This is a genomic window from Chryseobacterium sp. JAH (assembly GCF_001507335.1).
Lineage (GTDB): Bacteria > Bacteroidota > Bacteroidia > Flavobacteriales > Weeksellaceae > Chryseobacterium.
Window position 1 is genome coordinate 640533 of sequence record NZ_LMAH01000002.1, and the last position, 17211, is coordinate 657743.

The 17211-nt window shown below is 35.9% G+C and carries 16 protein-coding genes; 2 read left to right on the top strand and 14 right to left on the bottom strand.

What is annotated here, in order from left to right:
• Positions 1 to 9 precede the first annotated feature (9 nt).
• The 3 genes from AR685_RS06555 to AR685_RS06565 are packed head-to-tail and all read right to left on the bottom strand — an operon-like array spanning position 10 to position 1800.
• Positions 10 to 546 carry a hypothetical protein gene (locus AR685_RS06555; protein WP_228376396.1) on the bottom strand — a complete coding sequence of 179 codons (537 nt, stop codon included), beginning with the start codon at positions 544 to 546 and terminating at the stop codon, positions 10 to 12.
• 31 nt (positions 547 to 577) lie between these two features.
• Entirely contained in the window at positions 578 to 880 is a 303-nt protein-coding gene (locus AR685_RS06560; RefSeq protein WP_047442513.1) for a chaperone modulator CbpM, read from the bottom strand.
• Between the two features lie 2 nt (positions 881 to 882).
• Positions 883 to 1800 carry a DnaJ C-terminal domain-containing protein gene (locus AR685_RS06565; protein ID WP_059124077.1) on the bottom strand — a complete coding sequence of 306 codons (918 nt, stop codon included), beginning with the start codon at positions 1798 to 1800 and terminating at the stop codon, positions 883 to 885.
• A 94-nt stretch (positions 1801 to 1894) separates the two neighbouring features.
• On the opposite strand from AR685_RS06565, the gene AR685_RS06570 reads away from it, so the two are divergent.
• Positions 1895 to 3094: a dicarboxylate/amino acid:cation symporter gene (locus tag AR685_RS06570; RefSeq protein WP_059124078.1), complete on the top strand. Its 1200-nt coding sequence runs from the start codon at positions 1895 to 1897 to the stop codon at positions 3092 to 3094.
• Positions 3095 to 3241: 147 nt separating this feature from the next.
• Here the strand turns inward: AR685_RS06570 and AR685_RS06575 are convergent, their stop codons facing one another.
• Together AR685_RS06575 and AR685_RS06580 are read right to left on the bottom strand one after the other, a co-directional pair.
• Entirely contained in the window at positions 3242 to 3628 is a 387-nt protein-coding gene (locus AR685_RS06575; RefSeq protein WP_059124079.1) for a DUF779 domain-containing protein, read from the bottom strand.
• A 536-nt stretch (positions 3629 to 4164) separates the two neighbouring features.
• The gene (locus tag AR685_RS06580; RefSeq protein WP_059124153.1) at positions 4165 to 5694 is read right to left on the bottom strand and encodes an aldehyde dehydrogenase family protein; all 1530 of its coding nucleotides are present in this window, start codon (positions 5692 to 5694) and stop codon (positions 4165 to 4167) included.
• 181 nt (positions 5695 to 5875) lie between these two features.
• On the opposite strand from AR685_RS06580, the gene AR685_RS06585 reads away from it, so the two are divergent.
• Complete coding sequence (locus AR685_RS06585) at positions 5876 to 6796, top strand: helix-turn-helix domain-containing protein (RefSeq protein WP_059124080.1); 921 nt, start codon at positions 5876 to 5878, stop codon at positions 6794 to 6796.
• A gap of 38 nt (positions 6797 to 6834) precedes the next feature.
• On the opposite strand, the gene AR685_RS06590 is transcribed toward AR685_RS06585, so the two are convergent.
• The 9 genes from AR685_RS06590 to AR685_RS06630 all read right to left on the bottom strand — a co-directional run bounded on the left by AR685_RS06590 (position 6835) and on the right by AR685_RS06630 (position 17002).
• Positions 6835 to 8163: a hydroxymethylglutaryl-CoA synthase family protein gene (locus AR685_RS06590; protein WP_059124081.1), complete on the bottom strand. Its 1329-nt coding sequence runs from the start codon at positions 8161 to 8163 to the stop codon at positions 6835 to 6837.
• Positions 8164 to 8467: 304 nt separating this feature from the next.
• The gene (locus AR685_RS06595; protein WP_059124082.1) at positions 8468 to 10978 is read right to left on the bottom strand and encodes a M1 family metallopeptidase; all 2511 of its coding nucleotides are present in this window, start codon (positions 10976 to 10978) and stop codon (positions 8468 to 8470) included.
• A gap of 10 nt (positions 10979 to 10988) precedes the next feature.
• On the bottom strand, positions 10989 to 11219 hold the full coding sequence (locus tag AR685_RS06600) for a hypothetical protein (RefSeq protein WP_059124083.1): 231 nt from the start codon (positions 11217 to 11219) through the stop codon (positions 10989 to 10991).
• Positions 11220 to 11223: 4 nt separating this feature from the next.
• The gene (locus AR685_RS06605; protein WP_059124084.1) at positions 11224 to 12543 is read right to left on the bottom strand and encodes a serine hydrolase domain-containing protein; all 1320 of its coding nucleotides are present in this window, start codon (positions 12541 to 12543) and stop codon (positions 11224 to 11226) included.
• Positions 12544 to 12638: 95 nt separating this feature from the next.
• The gene (locus AR685_RS06610) at positions 12639 to 13433 is read right to left on the bottom strand and encodes a thymidylate synthase (RefSeq protein ID WP_059124154.1); all 795 of its coding nucleotides are present in this window, start codon (positions 13431 to 13433) and stop codon (positions 12639 to 12641) included.
• Positions 13434 to 13540: 107 nt separating this feature from the next.
• The gene (locus AR685_RS06615) at positions 13541 to 14290 is read right to left on the bottom strand and encodes an SDR family NAD(P)-dependent oxidoreductase (protein ID WP_059124085.1); all 750 of its coding nucleotides are present in this window, start codon (positions 14288 to 14290) and stop codon (positions 13541 to 13543) included.
• Positions 14291 to 14392: 102 nt separating this feature from the next.
• The gene (locus tag AR685_RS06620; RefSeq protein ID WP_059124086.1) at positions 14393 to 15043 is read right to left on the bottom strand and encodes a hypothetical protein; all 651 of its coding nucleotides are present in this window, start codon (positions 15041 to 15043) and stop codon (positions 14393 to 14395) included.
• A 3-nt stretch (positions 15044 to 15046) separates the two neighbouring features.
• Positions 15047 to 15487 (bottom strand): hypothetical protein, encoded by a 441-nt coding sequence (locus tag AR685_RS06625; RefSeq protein ID WP_059124087.1) that lies wholly within the window; start codon positions 15485 to 15487, stop codon positions 15047 to 15049.
• A gap of 168 nt (positions 15488 to 15655) precedes the next feature.
• Entirely contained in the window at positions 15656 to 17002 is a 1347-nt protein-coding gene (locus AR685_RS06630) for an alpha-amylase family glycosyl hydrolase (RefSeq protein ID WP_059124088.1), read from the bottom strand.
• Positions 17003 to 17211 lie beyond the last annotated feature (209 nt).

Here is a 17211-nt window from a genome sequence, read left to right on the forward strand (position 1 = left end):
TGATTTTTTTTATTTTAAAACGTTTTTCTGGACTGCCTCTTTCAGCAATTCGAAATCTGCTTCCTGCATTGATTTTTTCGGAAACATATAATTAAACTTCCCTTCTAATCCGATAAATTTATCGCTTATTTCACCAGCCGTAAACTCAGTCCAGAGGCTGGTTTCTTTACTATCATTAATATTTACTTTAAAAACTTTTGTATTGAACTCAATCTGATAAATCTCGGTATTCTCAAGAGTTTTCAGGTATTTCACCACCTCCTTTTTCCATTTTGAAACCTTATTGATGGCTAAAGAGAGATACACGGCACAAAGCAGAAAAAGAAAACTCATAAAGTAAAAAATCCCGAATTTCTCTTTGCTCAAATCGTCTTTGAAGAAAAACAATATCATCAAAATCAACGCAACAACCACCGTTGTAATCAATTTTCCTTTTACTGAAGGTGAAAAAAATAAACTTCCCTGATTTCCGTTGAGATAAATCTCTTCAAAATCTATTTTATTGATTTTTAGGTTGATGATTTTATCGTCATTTATTCTAGCCATATTGTGAGTCTTATTGTTTTACAAAACTAAATTAAATATCCTCATACTTCTCACTAATTGCCAAAAGTTTATTCATCAGGTCGCGATTTTTTTGATTTAAATCATCCATTTTTTGAAGCATGTGATGAATCACTTCTAAGCCGGGAAGATTTATTTCGAGATCATAATGCAAGTTGGCAAACTTTTCAAAAACCTGAAGATCTTCGTAAATCAAATAGCGGACTTCATCTTCAGTTTCTACCTTCAGCAGACCATAATCGACCAGGTCATCAAAAAAATTAATTTCGACATTGTATATTTTTACGAGCTCTTCCCGTGATATTCTTTCGCTCATGATTAAGAATTTTTAAGTTGTTCAAAAAGTTCTTTCTGCTTTTCCGTAAGATTTTTCGGTAGTTTCACATCATACGTCACAAACAAATCACCAAATTCACCATCTTTTTTATAGACCGGAAAACCTTTTCCTTTTAATCTCACCGTGGTTCCACTTTGAGTTTCAGGCTTCACTTTTAGATTGACACTTCCTTCTAAAGTCTCCACTTTTACGTCTCCACCCAAAACTGCAGTATACAGATCAATGCTAATCTTCGATTTTAAGTCATCTCCTACCCTTTCAAAATTCGGATCCGGAGTGATGTTGAATGTAATGTATAAATCTCCGGCCGGACCACCATTGAAACCAGGATTTCCGTGACCTTTCAGTTTTATTTTTTGTCCATCAGAAACTCCCGCAGGAATTGTGATCCTTACTTTCTTGCCGTTAATATCGAAAGTCTGCTGATGAGTTTTTGCGGCATCTTTTAAATTTAAATTCAGCTCTGCATGAACATCCTGTCCTTTGAATTTTCCAGATGCACTTCCGCGCGAATTCCTTCCGAATCCGCCACCTTCACCACCAAACATACTCTGAAAGAAGTCTGAGAAATCTTCACTTTCACCAAAATCAGTACCTGAAAAACCACCACCGTAGTTTCCACTTTGTTGTTGATATTGTCTTTGTTGTTGCTGAGCTTGTTCGTATTGTTCGCCGTGCTTCCAGTTTTCACCGTACTTATCATATTTAGCACGGTTTTCGGGATTACTGAGCACTTCATTGGCTTCGTTCAGCTCCTTGAACTGCCTTTCAGCTTCTTTGTCGTTGGGGTTAAGATCCGGGTGCAGTTTTCTTGCCTGCTTTCGGTACGCTTTCTTGATATCTTCCTGCGTTGCGCTTTTGTCTACGCCTAAAATTTTGTAATAATCTATATAAGCCATAGAAACAAATGTTTACTCAAATTTAGCCATTTCAAAGCGAAAAATAATGTAATAAATTGTTAAAAATAAATCTATCTTTACTAAAAATAACCGCATGCAAGAGGTCTTAAAAAACTATTCGGGAATTCTTTTTCTCCTTTTGGGGATCACTGTCGGAAGCATTATCGGCATTGTAGCTCAACAGATTGTGGAATACATTAAACCGCTGGGAGATATTTTTCTGAATCTTCTTTTTGTAAGTGTAGTGCCGTTGGTATTTTTTGCGGTTTCCAATTCCATTTCATCATTAGAACAACAATCGAAGTTTGGTAAGATTATTTTTACCATGTCCTTTACTTTTCTTTTATTCATACTAATAGCAGCTATTTTCACGATTGGGATGGTATATCTATTTCCAGTTTCCTCCATTTCAGGAAGTTCTGAAATCATTGCAGAAGCAACAAAGGAAGGAAATTGGGGTGACAGAATTGTCAGCTTTTTCACTGTGGGCGAGTTTACAGAACTCTTTTCACGAAAAAACATGCTGGCATTACTGATTTTCGCCTTCCTTACCGGATTTGCCGCAAGAAAATCTGGAGACAACGGGAAACCTTTCAGACTTTTTATTGCATCGGGTTATGAAGTCATGAAAGAATTGCTTCTCATGATCATGAAAATTGCACCGATTGGTTTGGGCGCTTATTTTGCGTATCAGGTGGCAACTTTAGGACCTCAGCTTTTTGGGTTTTATGCTAAACCATTAGGATTATACTATATCTCAGGAATTATCTATTTCTTCGTCTTTTTCTCTCTTTACGCTTTCATCGCAGACAGAAAAAACGGAATTAAAAACTTTTGGACCAATGCAATTTTACCTACTTTAACTGCTTTAAGTACCTGCAGCAGTTTTGCCACAATGCCTACAAATCTGGTCGCAGCGTCAAAAATTGGCATTCCGAGCTCGATTGCTAATTTGGTGATTCCGATTGGAACTACTTTGCATAAGAATGGTTCATCAATGTCTTCCATTATTAAAATATATGTGGCTTTTCAGATTATCGGCAGAGATTTTTTCGAGCCTTCAAACCTGCTTCTAGCTTTGGGAATTACTGTGTTCGTAAGTATTGTTGCAGGAGGAATTCCAAATGGTGGTTATATTGGTGAAATGTTGATGATTTCTGTCTATCAGTTGCCACAGGAAGCCATTCCTGCAGTGATTATTATCGGAACTTTGGTTGATCCTTTGGCTACTGTTTTAAATGCAGTGGGAGATATTGTGGCGGCAATGTTTGTGAATCGGTTTGTGAAAGTTTGATTTTCTGTATACACGAATTTCACAAAATATTTTTGCACCAAGAACACTCAACAGTTATCTTTTCTGTCAAAAATTTTAATGATTAAGCAGATTATAAAATTTATTTATAGTCTGTGAAAATCTTTTTCATCTGAAAAATAAACGGATTTACTCGCTTCTCTTCACCTCTTCCAAATTCTGTAATTCTTCCGAAGTAAATAATTTATATTGTACTTTAAATGTTTTTCCCAAAGGGGTTTCCAAAGAAAATCCGCCGGGGCCAAAACCTTCTAAAACATCTAAAGTGAAATGGGAATACTGCCAATATTCAAAGAGGTCGCGGTCGATCCAGAATTCGTGACCGTTGATCGCTCCGATCATCGCGTCGTTCATTCTCGGAAAGTAGCCGCCTTTCTCGAAACATTGCGGCTGTGTACCTTCACAACATCCACCTGCTTGGTAAAACATCAGTTCGCCGTGCTTTTTTTCGAGTTCCCAAATAAGCTCGAGGGCTTTTTCTGTAACTGAGAGTCTTGATATTTTTTTTGTTTCCATAATGATCTTCTTCAAAAAGGTTTATTGGTTTCAGTTAAATTTCTCTGTTCTTTTGGCTTAATCCAAAAGAACCAAAAAATCAAGACTGGAAACTCCGGCTAAAAATAATCTGTACTCACTAAAAATTCTAAACTTGCGCGAGAGCTTATTATTTTCTTCGGTTGAACATTTGTGTTGCGCTTCGAACAGAAGAATTTTTTTTACATTCATACAGTTTATTTTCTTAACGCCTCCATTTCCTAGGTCGGTTTTATGTCTTCAAACAAAATTTGGTTTATTAAACTGTGATTGAGCCGAGCTTAGCCTTTGTCTACTATTTTATAAAGTTAAAAAAAGTCTGACAAAACAAGCATTGTCAGACTTTACATAAACCAAATATAGAGATGTGTTTTGCACACCACTTTTGCGTGAGGGATAGGAAGGGTGGCGAGGAACTCGCCGGTGCGAAGCACCGAAACAAAGTGCAGCCCTGGATAGCCCGACCGTTTTCCCCGTGACAAACGGGGAAAACGGGCACGCCCTTACATATTTATTAATTAAAAGAAACCTAATTTGTTTTTGCTGTACGAGATCAACATGTTCTTTGTCTGACGGTAATGATCCAGCATCATTTTGTGGTTTTCTCTACCAATCCCCGACTGTTTGTACCCACCAAAAGGTGCTCCTGCAGGGTAAGAGTGATATTGATTCACCCAAACTCTACCCGCCTGAATCTGACGTGGCACATTGTACAGCTGATGCGCATCTCTCGTCCAAACTCCAGCACCCAATCCGTAAATCGTGTCGTTGGCAATCTTGATTCCTTCTTCTTCATCTTTGAAAGTGGTAAACGCTAATACAGGTCCGAAAATTTCCTCCTGGAAGATTCTCATTCTGTTGTTTCCTTTGAAAATGGTTGGCTGAATGTAATATCCTTCTTCAAGGTTTTCACCGACATGATTCACGTCACCACCCACTAACACTTCAGCACCTTCCTCTTTTCCTAATTTAATGTAAGACAAAATTTTATCTTTCTGAATTTTTGAAGCCTGCGCTCCCATCATCACAGTTTTATCCAAAGGATTTCCAACTTTGATCGCTTTTACTCTTTCAATTACTTTCGCGATAAATGCATCGGCAATGTCTTCCTGAACCAATAATCTTGACGGACAAGTACAGATTTCACCTTGATTTAAGGCAAAAAGAACTGCACCTTCAATGGCTTTATCTAAAAATTCATCATCTGCATCCATCACCGAACTGAAGAAAACGTTGGGAGATTTTCCACCCAATTCCAAAGTTACCGGGATGATATTTTCTGTTGCATACTGCATCACCAAACGACCTGTTACGGTAGAACCGGTAAATGCAGCCTTGTTTATTTTCGGATTCGTCACCAAAGCTCTTCCAAGCTCCGCTCCGAAACCGTTGACAATATTCACCACGCCCGCGGGAAGTAAATCTTTAATTAAATCGATCAAAACCAAGATTGAAATTGGTGTACTTTCTGCTGGCTTTAAAACCACACAGTTTCCTGCAGCCAATGCCGGAGCTAACTTCCAGACCGCCATAAGGATTGGGAAATTCCATGGAATAATTTGTGCAATCACGCCCAGTGGTTCGTGCACGATTAATGAAACCGTGTCCTTATCCAATTCATTATGTGAACCTTCATCTGCTCTGATTACTGAAGCAAAATACCTGAAATGATCTACTGCCAACGGTAAATCTGCGGCTAAAGTTTCTCTTACGGCTTTTCCGTTATCGATGGTCTCTACGATTGCCAAATACTCCAGATTCTGTTCGATTCTGTCGGCAATTTTATTTAAAATAATGCTTCTTTCGGTAGACGAAGTATCTTTCCACGTCTGGAACGCTTTTTCGGCTGCATTCACCGCCAATTCCAAATCTTCCTTCGATGAATGTGCCGCCTGCGTGAAAACTTTTCCGTTAACTGGAGAGATGACATCGAAATATTGACCATTAACCGGTGCGGTAAATTCACCATTAATGAAGTTGTCATATTGCTTTTTGAATTCCGGCCATTGTAAGACCGTATTTGATTTTTGTTCTGTTGCTGTGCTCATATTCGTATTGTTTTGATTTTTATCTACAACCAAATTACACCGACTGCTGTCAAACCAATAGCAAAATCCTACAAAAAAACATCATTATCGTACAGGGAGTATGATTTTATCATTTCATTAACATCATTGTAGTCATATAATTTCTATATTTGATAGAAGTCGCAACAAAAAAGGTTTAGAAATGAATGATCATAAGTTTTTATTGAATACTCCTGAATTAAAGAAGGAAAGTCAGCTTATCAACTTAGTTGAAAATCAAACTAAATTTAATCTCAACAACTGCGAATTCAGCATCTATGAAACTCACAAGTCGGCATTTGATATAAAACTGCATTTTGATACGATCGCTTTCACAGCAATGCTCCAGGGCAGAAAATACATGAAGCTGGAAAACAAAACCAATTATTTCGATTATTTTCCCGGAGAAAGTGTTTTGGTTGCGCCCGGCGAAACGATGATAATAGATTTTCCAGATGCCGATGAAACGCCTTCACAATGTATTTCTTTGAGTTTAAATCCTGAGTTCATCGAAAACTCTTTGAATCATCTGAACTATAATTTTGCGAAAGTAGATGAAACCTCATCCTGGAATCTGCAACTCGACGAATATTTTTTATTTAACAACAAATCACTCACTTCGGCGACCAACAATATTATGAGAATCGCTATGGATGATAATTCCGAGAAGGATATCATGGCTGATTTTGCGTTAAAAGAACTTTTAATAAGACTTATGCAGACACAGGCAAGAAGTATGGTAGAGAAAAATTTGGCTAAAAATAAATCAAGAATAGGTTTTGTGGTAGATTATATCAAAAACAACATCCATCAGAAACTTTCGATCGACAGTATTGCGAAATTGGCGTACGTAAGCAAGTCTAATTTCTTTAAAATGTTTAAAGATGAGCTGGGAACTTCGCCAAATGATTTTATCCTTCAAGAACGCATCAATAAAGCAAAGGAACTTTTAGCTTTAAAAAACAGCATTAAAGAAACTGCTTTCCAGACGGGTTTTTCTGATACGAATTATTTTACAAGAGTTTTTAAGCAATTGGTTGGGGTGACACCGAAGAACTACCAGAATGGAATAATTAGTTTTTAGCTAAAAAAGCACCTCATTGAGATGCTTCCTGTAATTATTTATTCTTTAAAACCGTAATATCTTGCTCCTAATAAGACAGGATTTTCATGTTCGACAGACTCTAATCCAAAACCACTGTATTCAGGATTTACAGAATGTTCAAGCTTTTTTCTGTGAAGTTTTTCATACGTATCAAAGTCAATAGCTAAACGTTCATTCAAATTTTCAAATAAATTCCATTTTGTGACAACATTTTTCCAATTATCAGAAACTTTTCCGGCAAAAACTTTAGATTTTGAACCGCTTCCGTACCCTAAAAATCCTATTTCCTGTCCAGCCAATTCTTCATTTTCATTAAAAGAAGTCTGTAGTCCTGAAAGTAAAGCCATAAAAATCGAAGCGGTATACATATTTCCGATCTCAGAAGATGCACGCTGTGTTTTTTCGATCTTTTCACTGATAAATTTCAGATAATCTTCAGATTTTGCTACCGCTTTCTGTTCTTCAGGATTCGAGTAGGAAAGTCCGTTTTCTAAGCTGTAAATTTCAGTAAAAACTCTCTTTCCATGGAATGCGTAAGGAAGATGGAAGATTAAATATTTCCAGTTTTGATAGGGTTTTTCTTTACCTGAATCTTCTTTATAGTGTTCATATGCTTCTCTGATTCTGTCCTGATAACACTGATTAGAATACTGGCCATCAAAAACCGGCTCGTCTGTGAAAATTTCGATTTTATCGGGAAAATTTTCTGAAGCATTTGTTAAATCTTCTTTTTTGAAATGACGTCTCGGTTTAAAGAAATCAAAAACACTTTCTGTGGCAACTCCCCAATTGTTTTCTATTTCAAGTAAATCAGGTTTTGCAGAAATTAGCAGAGAAACAGCTCCTCCACCTTGAGTATATTCACCAGAAGAAGCCAATTCGTATTTTGCATAATCGCTTGCGATAACCACAGCTTTTTTATCAGGATTTACTCTGACAAAATCTAATGAATTGTGAAGAGCATCAACTGCACCAACACAGGCGAAAGTCAAATCAACTACATCGCAATTTCTGAAGCACCTTTCGCCAAACTCAGCTTCCAAAACCTTTTCCACCATTTGCATTGCATAGGAAGCAGTAGGTTTTGCGGCATCGATTGCACTTTCTGTTCCTAAATAAATTCTTGAAATGTCTTTTGGATTGATTTCATAGTCTTTGATCAATTTTAATAAAGCTTCTGCTGCAAAAGTTGCTGCATCTTCGTGAACATCAGGAAGGCCCATTTTATGTAAGCCTAAACCCTTTTCCAGTTTTGCCGGTTCTATTCCTCTTTTTTCTGCTAAGTCTTTAATTTCCAAATACAAAGATGGCACATAGTAACTCGCTGCCTCAATTCCAAAACTCATAATCTTCTAATTTTAAAACGAATTTATAAAAGATAACGCAAAAAAAACTTCATTATCGTCTAAATTTTTGATGATTTATTAATTTTATTAGTTTGTGTTTGTACCAAAATTATTTTTAACGCAAAGTCTGCTAATATTTTTTTAATTACTGAATGTTTTTAAGTTCGCAAAGACGTTTGACTTCATCGAATCTTTTGATTTCACTCAGCTAAAACCACAATTTTTTTTAATCAGGAATTACTAAATGTTCAAACAAAAAAGCATCTCCAATTTAGAGATGCTTATAAAAAAATATGTCGATTTACTATTTGAAATTTTCAATAGCTTTGTTGATCGCGTCAATCTGAGGATTGATGCTGGAGGCCTTTTGAGGATTCTGTTTTAGAAGTTCCATCTTTTTAGCTAAACCATCTTTTAGCATCTGTGTAATCATCATTTTCACCTGAGGATTGTCTCCCATCTGACCTTTTGCCTGACCTAAAATTTTGGTAATACTTTCTGTTGCTTTCAGATTATCAGAAGTCATAATCCAATTGTATCCTTCTTCTGCAGATTTTCCCAGTTCCGGATTCTGGAATTTAATGAATGGATAAAATGCTACAAGTGAAGCAATATTTGACATTTGAGACGTTACTTTATTTTTAACAATAATCGGAAGCATTTTACTTAATAAATCTTCTGAAGCACCGTTTAAATCTATTTTATCCGCTAAAGTGTTTGCTTTTGATGGATCAACATCTAACGCCGCCGCTACAGCATTTCCTCTTACAGAGTTTGATACTGCATTGACCCCTTTCTCAAAAATAGGAAGATATTTTTTATCTTTCGTTTTTGCTAATGCCGCAATTGCTGCTCCCTGAACTAATGTTTTAGGATCATTTGATGCTAATTTTTCAACCTCAGTTCCTAATGCTTTCAATTGTTCAGCATTCGATAAATCCATCAATTCCAACGCTCTCTCTCTCACTCTGAAATAAGGATCCTTCAAAGCTGCCGATAATAATTTCGTCGCTGCAGGATTTTTTCCTACCTGATCTTTAATTGCATTTAAAGCGTTATATCTGCTTTTAAATTCTTTAGATCCTGTAAACTGCATCAGATTTTGCTCAGGAGTTTTTGTTTCAGTGATGTCCGCAACCAATATTCCGTCTGCATTGATATTAATTAAATCCGGATTTTTTGAAACATCAAAGCTGAATGTATTTTTTGCCGCTGCATTTACCCAGACCTGTTGTCTTTTTGGTTTTCCGTTGTCATAAACATCGATGGTCAAAGGAAACTCAAAAGGCAATTCCTGAGACTGATTGACAATAACAGTTACCTGTTTTTTTACAGGTTCGAAAGTATAAGAATAATTCAATTTTGGATGTCCGCTACCGAAATACCACTGATTGAAGAACCAGTTTAAATCCCTACCCGAAACTTTTTCAAATGATAATCTTAACTGATGAGCTTCAGCATTTTTGTACTCGTAAGTCTTCAAATAATCATTCATTCCGGCAAAAAAAGCTTCGTCGCCTAAGTAATTTCTCAGCATATGAAGAATTCCTCCTCCTTTCTGATACGTCACCAAATCGAAAACATCTTCACGTGAAGCATAATCAAATCTAACAAGATCTTTTTTGAAATCTGCAGGATTGTGAATATAGTGACCTACATCTTCCATCTGATGATAGTCTGCCTGATCCTTCCCATACTTATACTCATTCCAAAGATATTCTGAATAGTTCGCAAAAGATTCATTAACCGTTAAATTACTCCAGCTTTCTGCAGTCACCAAATCACCGAACCAGTGGTGAAATAATTCGTGAGCAATGGTGTCTTCCCATTTATTCTCATCGACTAGCTGTCCCGGTTTTTGTAGAATATCACTTCCATGAAGCGTTGCTGTGGTGTTTTCCATGGCGCCACTTACATAGTCTCTACCAGAAATCTGAGCATATTTTGACCATGGATAGTCGTAACCCAATTTTTTTGAGAAAAACTCAATCATTTCAGGAGTATTACCATAAATCTGTTTTGCGTATGGCTCATATTCTTTCTCGATGTAATAATCAACAGCAATATTTTTCCATTTATCTTTTACAACCGCATATTCACCAACTCCCATGAAGAAAAGATAGGTAGAGTGTCTTTTATCCATTACCCAATGATCTGTTCTTAAGCCGTTAGACTCTTTTTGAGAATCTTTTAGCAGACCGTTTGAAAGGGTCACATATTTATCAGGAACCGTCATGTAGATTTCCTGAGTTGTTTTCTGGATTGATTTATCAATGGTAGGAAACCATGCTGACGAAGATTCAGTCTCTCCCTGTGTCCAGATTTGGGTTGGCTTATCAGGATCCTGACCTTGTGCATTGATAAAATAAAGACCTTTTGCATCACTGATGGCCATGCTTCCTTCCTGCTTCACTTCGTTCGGACGAGCAGTGTATTTAATGTAAACTGTATAATCCTGATTTTTTTGATAGGTTTTATCTAAAGTAATTTTTAAAACATCATTTTTATAATCAAATTTTAAAGGAGATTTTTTTCCGTTTACATCTAAAGCCACTTCATGAATCAACATTCCTTTTGCGTCCAAAATCAACTCATTGGTTGCGTAGAAATACGGAGAGGCTGTTAACCATTCTTCCCCGTTCATCTGCTCTTTCTGATAGTCGAAATTGACTTTTAGTTTGGTATGTTTAAGTTCTGTAACTTTTGCAGATGTCGCTCTGTAGACTTTTTCTCTGCCTGAGGTTTCAGTTTGTGCAGATATATTTCCGGAAAACAAAGATCCCAATATTGCAATCGATAAAATGACTTTTTTCATTTCTTTATTCTTATTTTTTTGTATTATTTTTTGTTATGATCTCGAAAATATCGTTGACCAAAGTCTCGTAGTCGCCTTTTTTAAGCTGTTCTTTGGTCTTTGCAAAAGCTTTTTTCAGTTCGCTTTCAGGATTTTCATCATCAATGATTTCTACTGAACTTACACCTTTCAGTTGATGAATTGCATTTTGAAGCAATTCGAGATCAGCTTTTTCTTCGGTATTTACTTTTAGATATTTCATAAGATTATTCTTTAGTGAATATGGTTTCTATTCCACCTTGAATGATTCTAAACTGCTTTTTTGACGGATCAAAATTGACAACAATTCCAGCCATATCAAATTTAAAGCTATTTTTTGAAGTGGCTTCCAATGGAAATGCACTTTGCCCTGTCGCCTGAGCCATTAAAGTCTTATCTTTTATGAAAATATCAAATTTAACAGGAATATTTGCAGCAGAATATATTCCGACAAACTGCTGAAGTTCCACTTCAGAAACAGCGAATGATTTAAAATTAGGAATTTGAAAATCCTGTCCGCTGGCAATTTTCAACATATTAATCGCAATCTGGTTGTTATCATAATCTGACTGATTGGTCAAAGAACCCACCGCAACTTTCAAATCAGGAAAATAATAGAGAAAAGATTTGAATTCATCAATTCCGCCGTTATGTCCGTAGCCTGAATATTGATTGAAAGGAACTTTCACCAATCCGTATCCATAATTATCTGAAAAATTTTTCATTTGTTTCAGGCTTTCTTTCGTAATTAGCTTTCCATGTTCCAGGCCTAGAATAAATTTCAGGAGCTCTGTTGGAGTTGAAATGATATTTCCTGCACCACCCGGAATACTCATATCAGTTTCCGTAGATAAATGATAAGTTCCGTTTCGATAAGTATAAGATTTAGCCTGATTTTTTGAAGCATCTATTTTACCGCCAACCTCTGTTAAAGTCAGTTTCAAAGGTTTTGCTATTTTATCTTTAATTAATTCAGCGTAAGATTTTTTATATACCTTTTCTAAAATAAAGCCTAAAAGAATATAGTTTGAATTGCTGTATTCGAATTTAATTCCGGGATTAAAATCACTTTTGTATTTCTTAATAATTCCGACTAAATCTTTTTCTGTTTTCGTCTGAGTATTGTACTGCAGATACTCTGCTTCATCCGTAAGATTGTGAATTCCGGTTCTGTGTTGCAGAAGATTTTCGATGGTGATCTTTTCGGCATTTTCTATTTCAGGAAAGAACTGAGACAGTTTTGTACTTATAGCCAATTTTTTATCCTCAACCGCTTTCATCACCAACACCGCAGTAAAAGTTTTCGAAATAGAGCCAACACGATATTGTGTATTCATATTCGCTTTCTGCAGCTTTTCAACATCTGAAAATCCGACAACTTTGATGAACGAAGTCTGATCATTATCTGCGAAAGCAAAACTTCCCATTACTTTGTGATGAACATGTAAAGAATCAAAATAATTACTTAATTTTTCTCTGACATTATTTTGAGAAAATGCAAATGATGAAACACTTACCGCAACTAAAAAACAAACCTTTTTAATCATAATGGATATTTACTGATAAGTTGCTAAAACTCACAATTAGTTACAAAAAAAGTGAAGTTTTTAGGCTTCACTTTTATATTTTGTTTCATTAAGTTTTAAATTGCTACAGGCGCTTTAATTCCTGGATGCGGATCATAGTTTTCTAAGTTAAAATCTTCAAAATTAAAATCGAAAATATCTTTAATCTCAGGATTTAATTTCATTGTCGGAAGCGGTCTTGGATCTCTTGAAAGCTGTCTGTCGACTTGCTCAAAATGATTATTGTAAATATGAACATCACCAAAACTATGAACATAATCTCCCACCTCGAGATCACAAACCTGCGCCATCATCATTAACAATAACGCATAACTCGCAATATTAAAAGGAACTCCTAAAAACACATCAGCACTTCTCTGATACAATTGTAAAGACAATTTTCCGTCAGCAACATAAAACTGAAATAATGCGTGGCAAGGCGCCAAAGCCATATTTGGAATCTCAGCAACGTTCCATGCAGAGACAATCAATCTTCGTGAATCCGGATTTTTTTTAATCTGGTCAATCACTTCTGAAATCTGATCAACAACTTTATGGTCTGCTCCGTTCCAGCTTCTCCACTGAGCACCATAAACCGGACCTAAATCTCCATTTTCATCCGCCCATTCATCCCAAATGCTCACGCCGTTGTCATTCAGATATTTTACGTTGGTATCGCCTTTTAAAAACCAGAGCAATTCGTAAATAATTGATTTTAAATGCACTTTTTTGGTTGTCACCATCGGAAAACCTTCAGACAAATCATATCTCAGTTGATACCCGAAAACACTTCTCGTTCCGGTTCCGGTACGGTCGGTTTTATCGGTTCCGTTTTCTTTGATATGTTTTAGAAGATTTAAATAATTTTGCATTCCACAGTTTTTTGAGAGTTCAAATTTAAAGATTCTAATCCAAAAATGAATTAAAAAAAGCATTCATTTTAATGAATGCTTCGTATCGCTTTTTTAAATAAAATCTATTAAACCGCAGTATAACCTCCATCAACAAGATAGTAACCGCCTGTCATAAATGATGATTTTTCTGAACTTAAAAACAGTACCAATTCTGCTACTTCCTGCGACGTTCCCAATCTTCCCATCGGATGTTTTGCAACCAAAGCTTCTTTCACATCGCCACTTACACTTTCCAACAAAGGAGTTTCGATGTAAGCAGGTCCTACCGCATTACAACGAATGTTTTTCTGTCCATATTCTGCTCCGATATTTTTAGTCAAACCTACCACCGCATGTTTTGCCGCAGTGTAAGCTGAAGAAAGTGGCGCTGCCACCGTTCCATGGATCGATGCAATATTGACGATCACTCCGCCGTCGTTTTTTTCCATTTGTTCTAACTGATATTTACAGCCATAGAAAACTCCGTCTAAATTGACACTTAACACTTTTCTCCAGCTGTCTAAACCATACTCACCGGTAAGTTTTTGTTCGCCGCTAATTCCTGCGTTGTTACAAGCAATATCCAGTCTTCCATAAATTTCCACTGTTGATTTTACAAGCGCCTCCACTTGTTCTGCATTTGAGGTATCTGCCTTTACGAAAGATGCTTCACCGCCTTCACCTCTAATTTTTTCTACTGCTTGCTTTCCGTGCTCCTCATTGATATCTGAAACAATTACTTTTGCTCCCTCTTTAGCATATGATTGAGCAATTGCCAACCCGATTCCTGATCCGGCTCCTGTTACGAGAGCCACTTTATTGTCTAAAATTCCCATATGGATAAAATTTTATTATTTGTATTTAAATCTATCTAAATTTACGATAATCAGATTAAGATTCAATACGAAGCAATGATAAATTTTTCTTAAATTTTCCGGTTACCATACTAAGTTGACAGAAACATCTTTTGTGTTTCCTTTAATTAATTTAAGCTTTCCATACTTTTCTTTATCAAAAACTTTATCATTCCAATACTCCAAATTAACGGAACCGAATTTGATCAATTTTCTATATTTACTTGAATCTATGATGTCTTTAAGACCATAATCGATTCTGAGATGATCTATTGATTTCAATTTCCCCAACCTGCTGTTATCAATCACATCCCTGTCCCAATAATCAATCTGCAGATTTCCAATTTTCTTTACTTTACCTGATTTTTCTCTTTCAAAACTATCGTAATATTCTATCTCAACAGTTCCAATATTTTTAATCTTACCGTATTTCAAATCACTCTTATCTAAAGTGTCCCAATAGTCAATTTTTAAATGACCAATTTTTTTTAGCTTCCCAAATCGGTAAGCATCAAAATTTGCATCATCATAATAGTCGACCTCTCCATCAAAGTAGCCATTTTGAAAGCCTGAAATCTCTCCATCCTGATTTATTTTGACAAGTACATCTTCAACCAATAGATCTACAGATTGTAACTCATAATTCTGTGCTGAAATATTTGCTTTAATCTGCGCAAAAGCCAAAGAATGAACAATCACAAATAAAAAAGGCAGAAAGTTTCTAAGATGTATCATATTTTAACTGATTTCTTCAATGATTTGAGTGACATTATTGATGACAAATATTTCAGCTATTTTCTTGCCAAACATTGCTTTTGATAAAGGAGATTCACTCGAGATAGTCATTATTTTCATATTCTCTACCACAATCTCTCCTGCAGAAACGGAAATATAGAAAAAACCATTTTTTAACTTCACCAAAGCTCCGTTCTGTACTTTGTCACATGTTTCCGTATTTATCTTTTTTAGAAAATCCTGCTGATTCAACGTTTCGTTCAATTGCCTTTGTACGTTGTTGATTTCCTGCTGCAACATTTCACGACCTGTTTCGTATTTGTCACCCATTGAACTTTTAGTATCATTACTAGAAGCGCGTGTTTCCGCAATTAAATTTTCAAAAACAAGAATTTTTGCTGAAATTTTATCCTTAAGAGCCTGTAGTATTTCCTTTTTATTCATTTTGAAACTGATCTTTGATTTTTTATAATTAAATACAAAATGTAAACGATGCTTAATGAAGCAGTTTGAAACATTAAATTTTGGGTAAACCCATTTTTACTTCTTAAAATGAAAGCGGACTAAAGTCCGCTCCTATTGATATTAAAATATTCAAGGGTAATTTATATCTTATTTTTCAAAAACAGCAAAATCACCAACTTTAAAATTAAAATCTTTTCCTTCCCTGAAATCTCGTTTTGTTTTATCAAACACATTTGTAAAGTTTCCATTTACATTATCATCCTGAATGCTAAAATTGACGGGTTCTTTTGAAAAATTTAAAACAACTAAAACCTCATCATTTCCATTTTTTCTTACATACGCCAAGATTTTATCATTAGCAGTTGTGTTAAGAAGAAAAGTTGAAACTGCAGAATCTCCTCCTCGCAGTGCCGGATTTGATGATTTTAAATTTAATAAAGTTTGATAGAAATCTGCCATTTCATACTTGCCGTTCCAGCCGATGACATCTTTTTCGAAAAACTCTAATCTCTTCATGTTTGGAAGTTCCTGACCTGAATATAAAAGCGGAATTCCGTTCCAGGTTGCAGAGAATACGGCCATGGGTTTTGTGATATCACCGTATTTCTCAAACTCTGTCCCATTCCATGAATTTTCATCATGATTGGTAGTAAACCAAGCTCTCATGGACGAATCTCCTATTGCAGAATATTTTTTAAGCAAATCTGTAAGCTCTGTTATTGGTTCATTTTTTTTGTAGTAATCAGCAGATTTGTGCATCCATTTCCATGAATAGCTTGCATCGAAAACTTTACCATAATCAGGATTTTCGAGCTCATCGTATTCTCCTATAAAGAAAAGAGGCTTCAGTTTTTCAACTTCAGGTCTTGCCTCAATCCAAAAATCCACTTCTACCCATGAAGCTAAATCACATCTAAAACCATCGATATTGGTTTCTTCCACCCAAAATTTCATGGCCTCTATCATAGCTGTTCTCATCTCCTTATTTTTGTAATCCAGTTCGATGATATCATCCATTCCGGAAGCTTTGTGGAAACTTCCGTCAGGATCTTTCAAGTAAAACTCAGAATGCGTTTTTGTCCAAACATGATCCCAGCCCGTATGATTGGCCACCCAGTCGATTATGACTTTAAAACCTAAACGGTGCGCTTCATTCACCATATGTTTAAATTCGTTCATGGTTCCGAATTCCGGATTAATGGAAGTATAATCTGATGCAGCATACTGACTTCCCAAACTACCTTTTTTGTTGAGTTGGGCAATAGGTGTAACAGGCATAAACCAAAGAGTTTTTACACCCATATTTTTAAGGCGTGGCATTTCTTTCTCGAATGCTTTAAAAGTTCCTTCATCAGTATATTGCCTTAGGTTGACTTCATAAATATTAGTGGTATGTTTCCATTCTGTAGGTAAATCCATATTCTTTTTAATGTTTTTAGTGGTACAGGAGAGAAGTCCCAGACCGGCAGTTGCGAGTAAAATTGCTTTCCTCATATGCTTTGTTTTAACAAAAATAGGAATTTGAAGATGTAAAACGGAACTGTAACTGGGAAATTTGCCGCTGTGGCTTATTTTTTCTTATGCAAACCATATATTAGAGAGTCTTAATCCTAGCCCCGGTAGAAACGGTTACCCCGCACCAACAAGGGGCTATGGCAATGGCGCAAGGAGTAAGAGTGGATGACGCGAAATAGCTCCTTAGA

Excerpts from the sequence above, each read along its gene's own strand:
- AR685_RS06555 (WP_228376396.1), bottom strand. The coding sequence starts at position 546 with ATGGCTAGAATAAATGACGATAAAATCATCAACCTAAAAATCAATAAA.
- AR685_RS06560 (WP_047442513.1), bottom strand. The coding sequence starts at position 880 with ATGAGCGAAAGAATATCACGGGAAGAGCTCGTAAAAATATACAATGTC.
- AR685_RS06565 (WP_059124077.1), bottom strand. The coding sequence starts at position 1,800 with ATGGCTTATATAGATTATTACAAAATTTTAGGCGTAGACAAAAGCGCA.
- AR685_RS06570 (WP_059124078.1), top strand. The coding sequence starts at position 1,895 with ATGCAAGAGGTCTTAAAAAACTATTCGGGAATTCTTTTTCTCCTTTTG.
- AR685_RS06575 (WP_059124079.1), bottom strand. The coding sequence starts at position 3,628 with ATGGAAACAAAAAAAATATCAAGACTCTCAGTTACAGAAAAAGCCCTC.
- AR685_RS06580 (WP_059124153.1), bottom strand. The coding sequence starts at position 5,694 with ATGAGCACAGCAACAGAACAAAAATCAAATACGGTCTTACAATGGCCG.
- AR685_RS06585 (WP_059124080.1), top strand. The coding sequence starts at position 5,876 with ATGAATGATCATAAGTTTTTATTGAATACTCCTGAATTAAAGAAGGAA.
- AR685_RS06590 (WP_059124081.1), bottom strand. The coding sequence starts at position 8,163 with ATGAGTTTTGGAATTGAGGCAGCGAGTTACTATGTGCCATCTTTGTAT.
- AR685_RS06595 (WP_059124082.1), bottom strand. The coding sequence starts at position 10,978 with ATGAAAAAAGTCATTTTATCGATTGCAATATTGGGATCTTTGTTTTCC.
- AR685_RS06600 (WP_059124083.1), bottom strand. The coding sequence starts at position 11,219 with ATGAAATATCTAAAAGTAAATACCGAAGAAAAAGCTGATCTCGAATTG.
- AR685_RS06605 (WP_059124084.1), bottom strand. The coding sequence starts at position 12,543 with ATGATTAAAAAGGTTTGTTTTTTAGTTGCGGTAAGTGTTTCATCATTT.
- AR685_RS06610 (WP_059124154.1), bottom strand. The coding sequence starts at position 13,433 with ATGCAAAATTATTTAAATCTTCTAAAACATATCAAAGAAAACGGAACC.
- AR685_RS06615 (WP_059124085.1), bottom strand. The coding sequence starts at position 14,290 with ATGGGAATTTTAGACAATAAAGTGGCTCTCGTAACAGGAGCCGGATCA.
- AR685_RS06620 (WP_059124086.1), bottom strand. The coding sequence starts at position 15,043 with ATGATACATCTTAGAAACTTTCTGCCTTTTTTATTTGTGATTGTTCAT.
- AR685_RS06625 (WP_059124087.1), bottom strand. The coding sequence starts at position 15,487 with ATGAATAAAAAGGAAATACTACAGGCTCTTAAGGATAAAATTTCAGCA.
- AR685_RS06630 (WP_059124088.1), bottom strand. The coding sequence starts at position 17,002 with ATGAGGAAAGCAATTTTACTCGCAACTGCCGGTCTGGGACTTCTCTCC.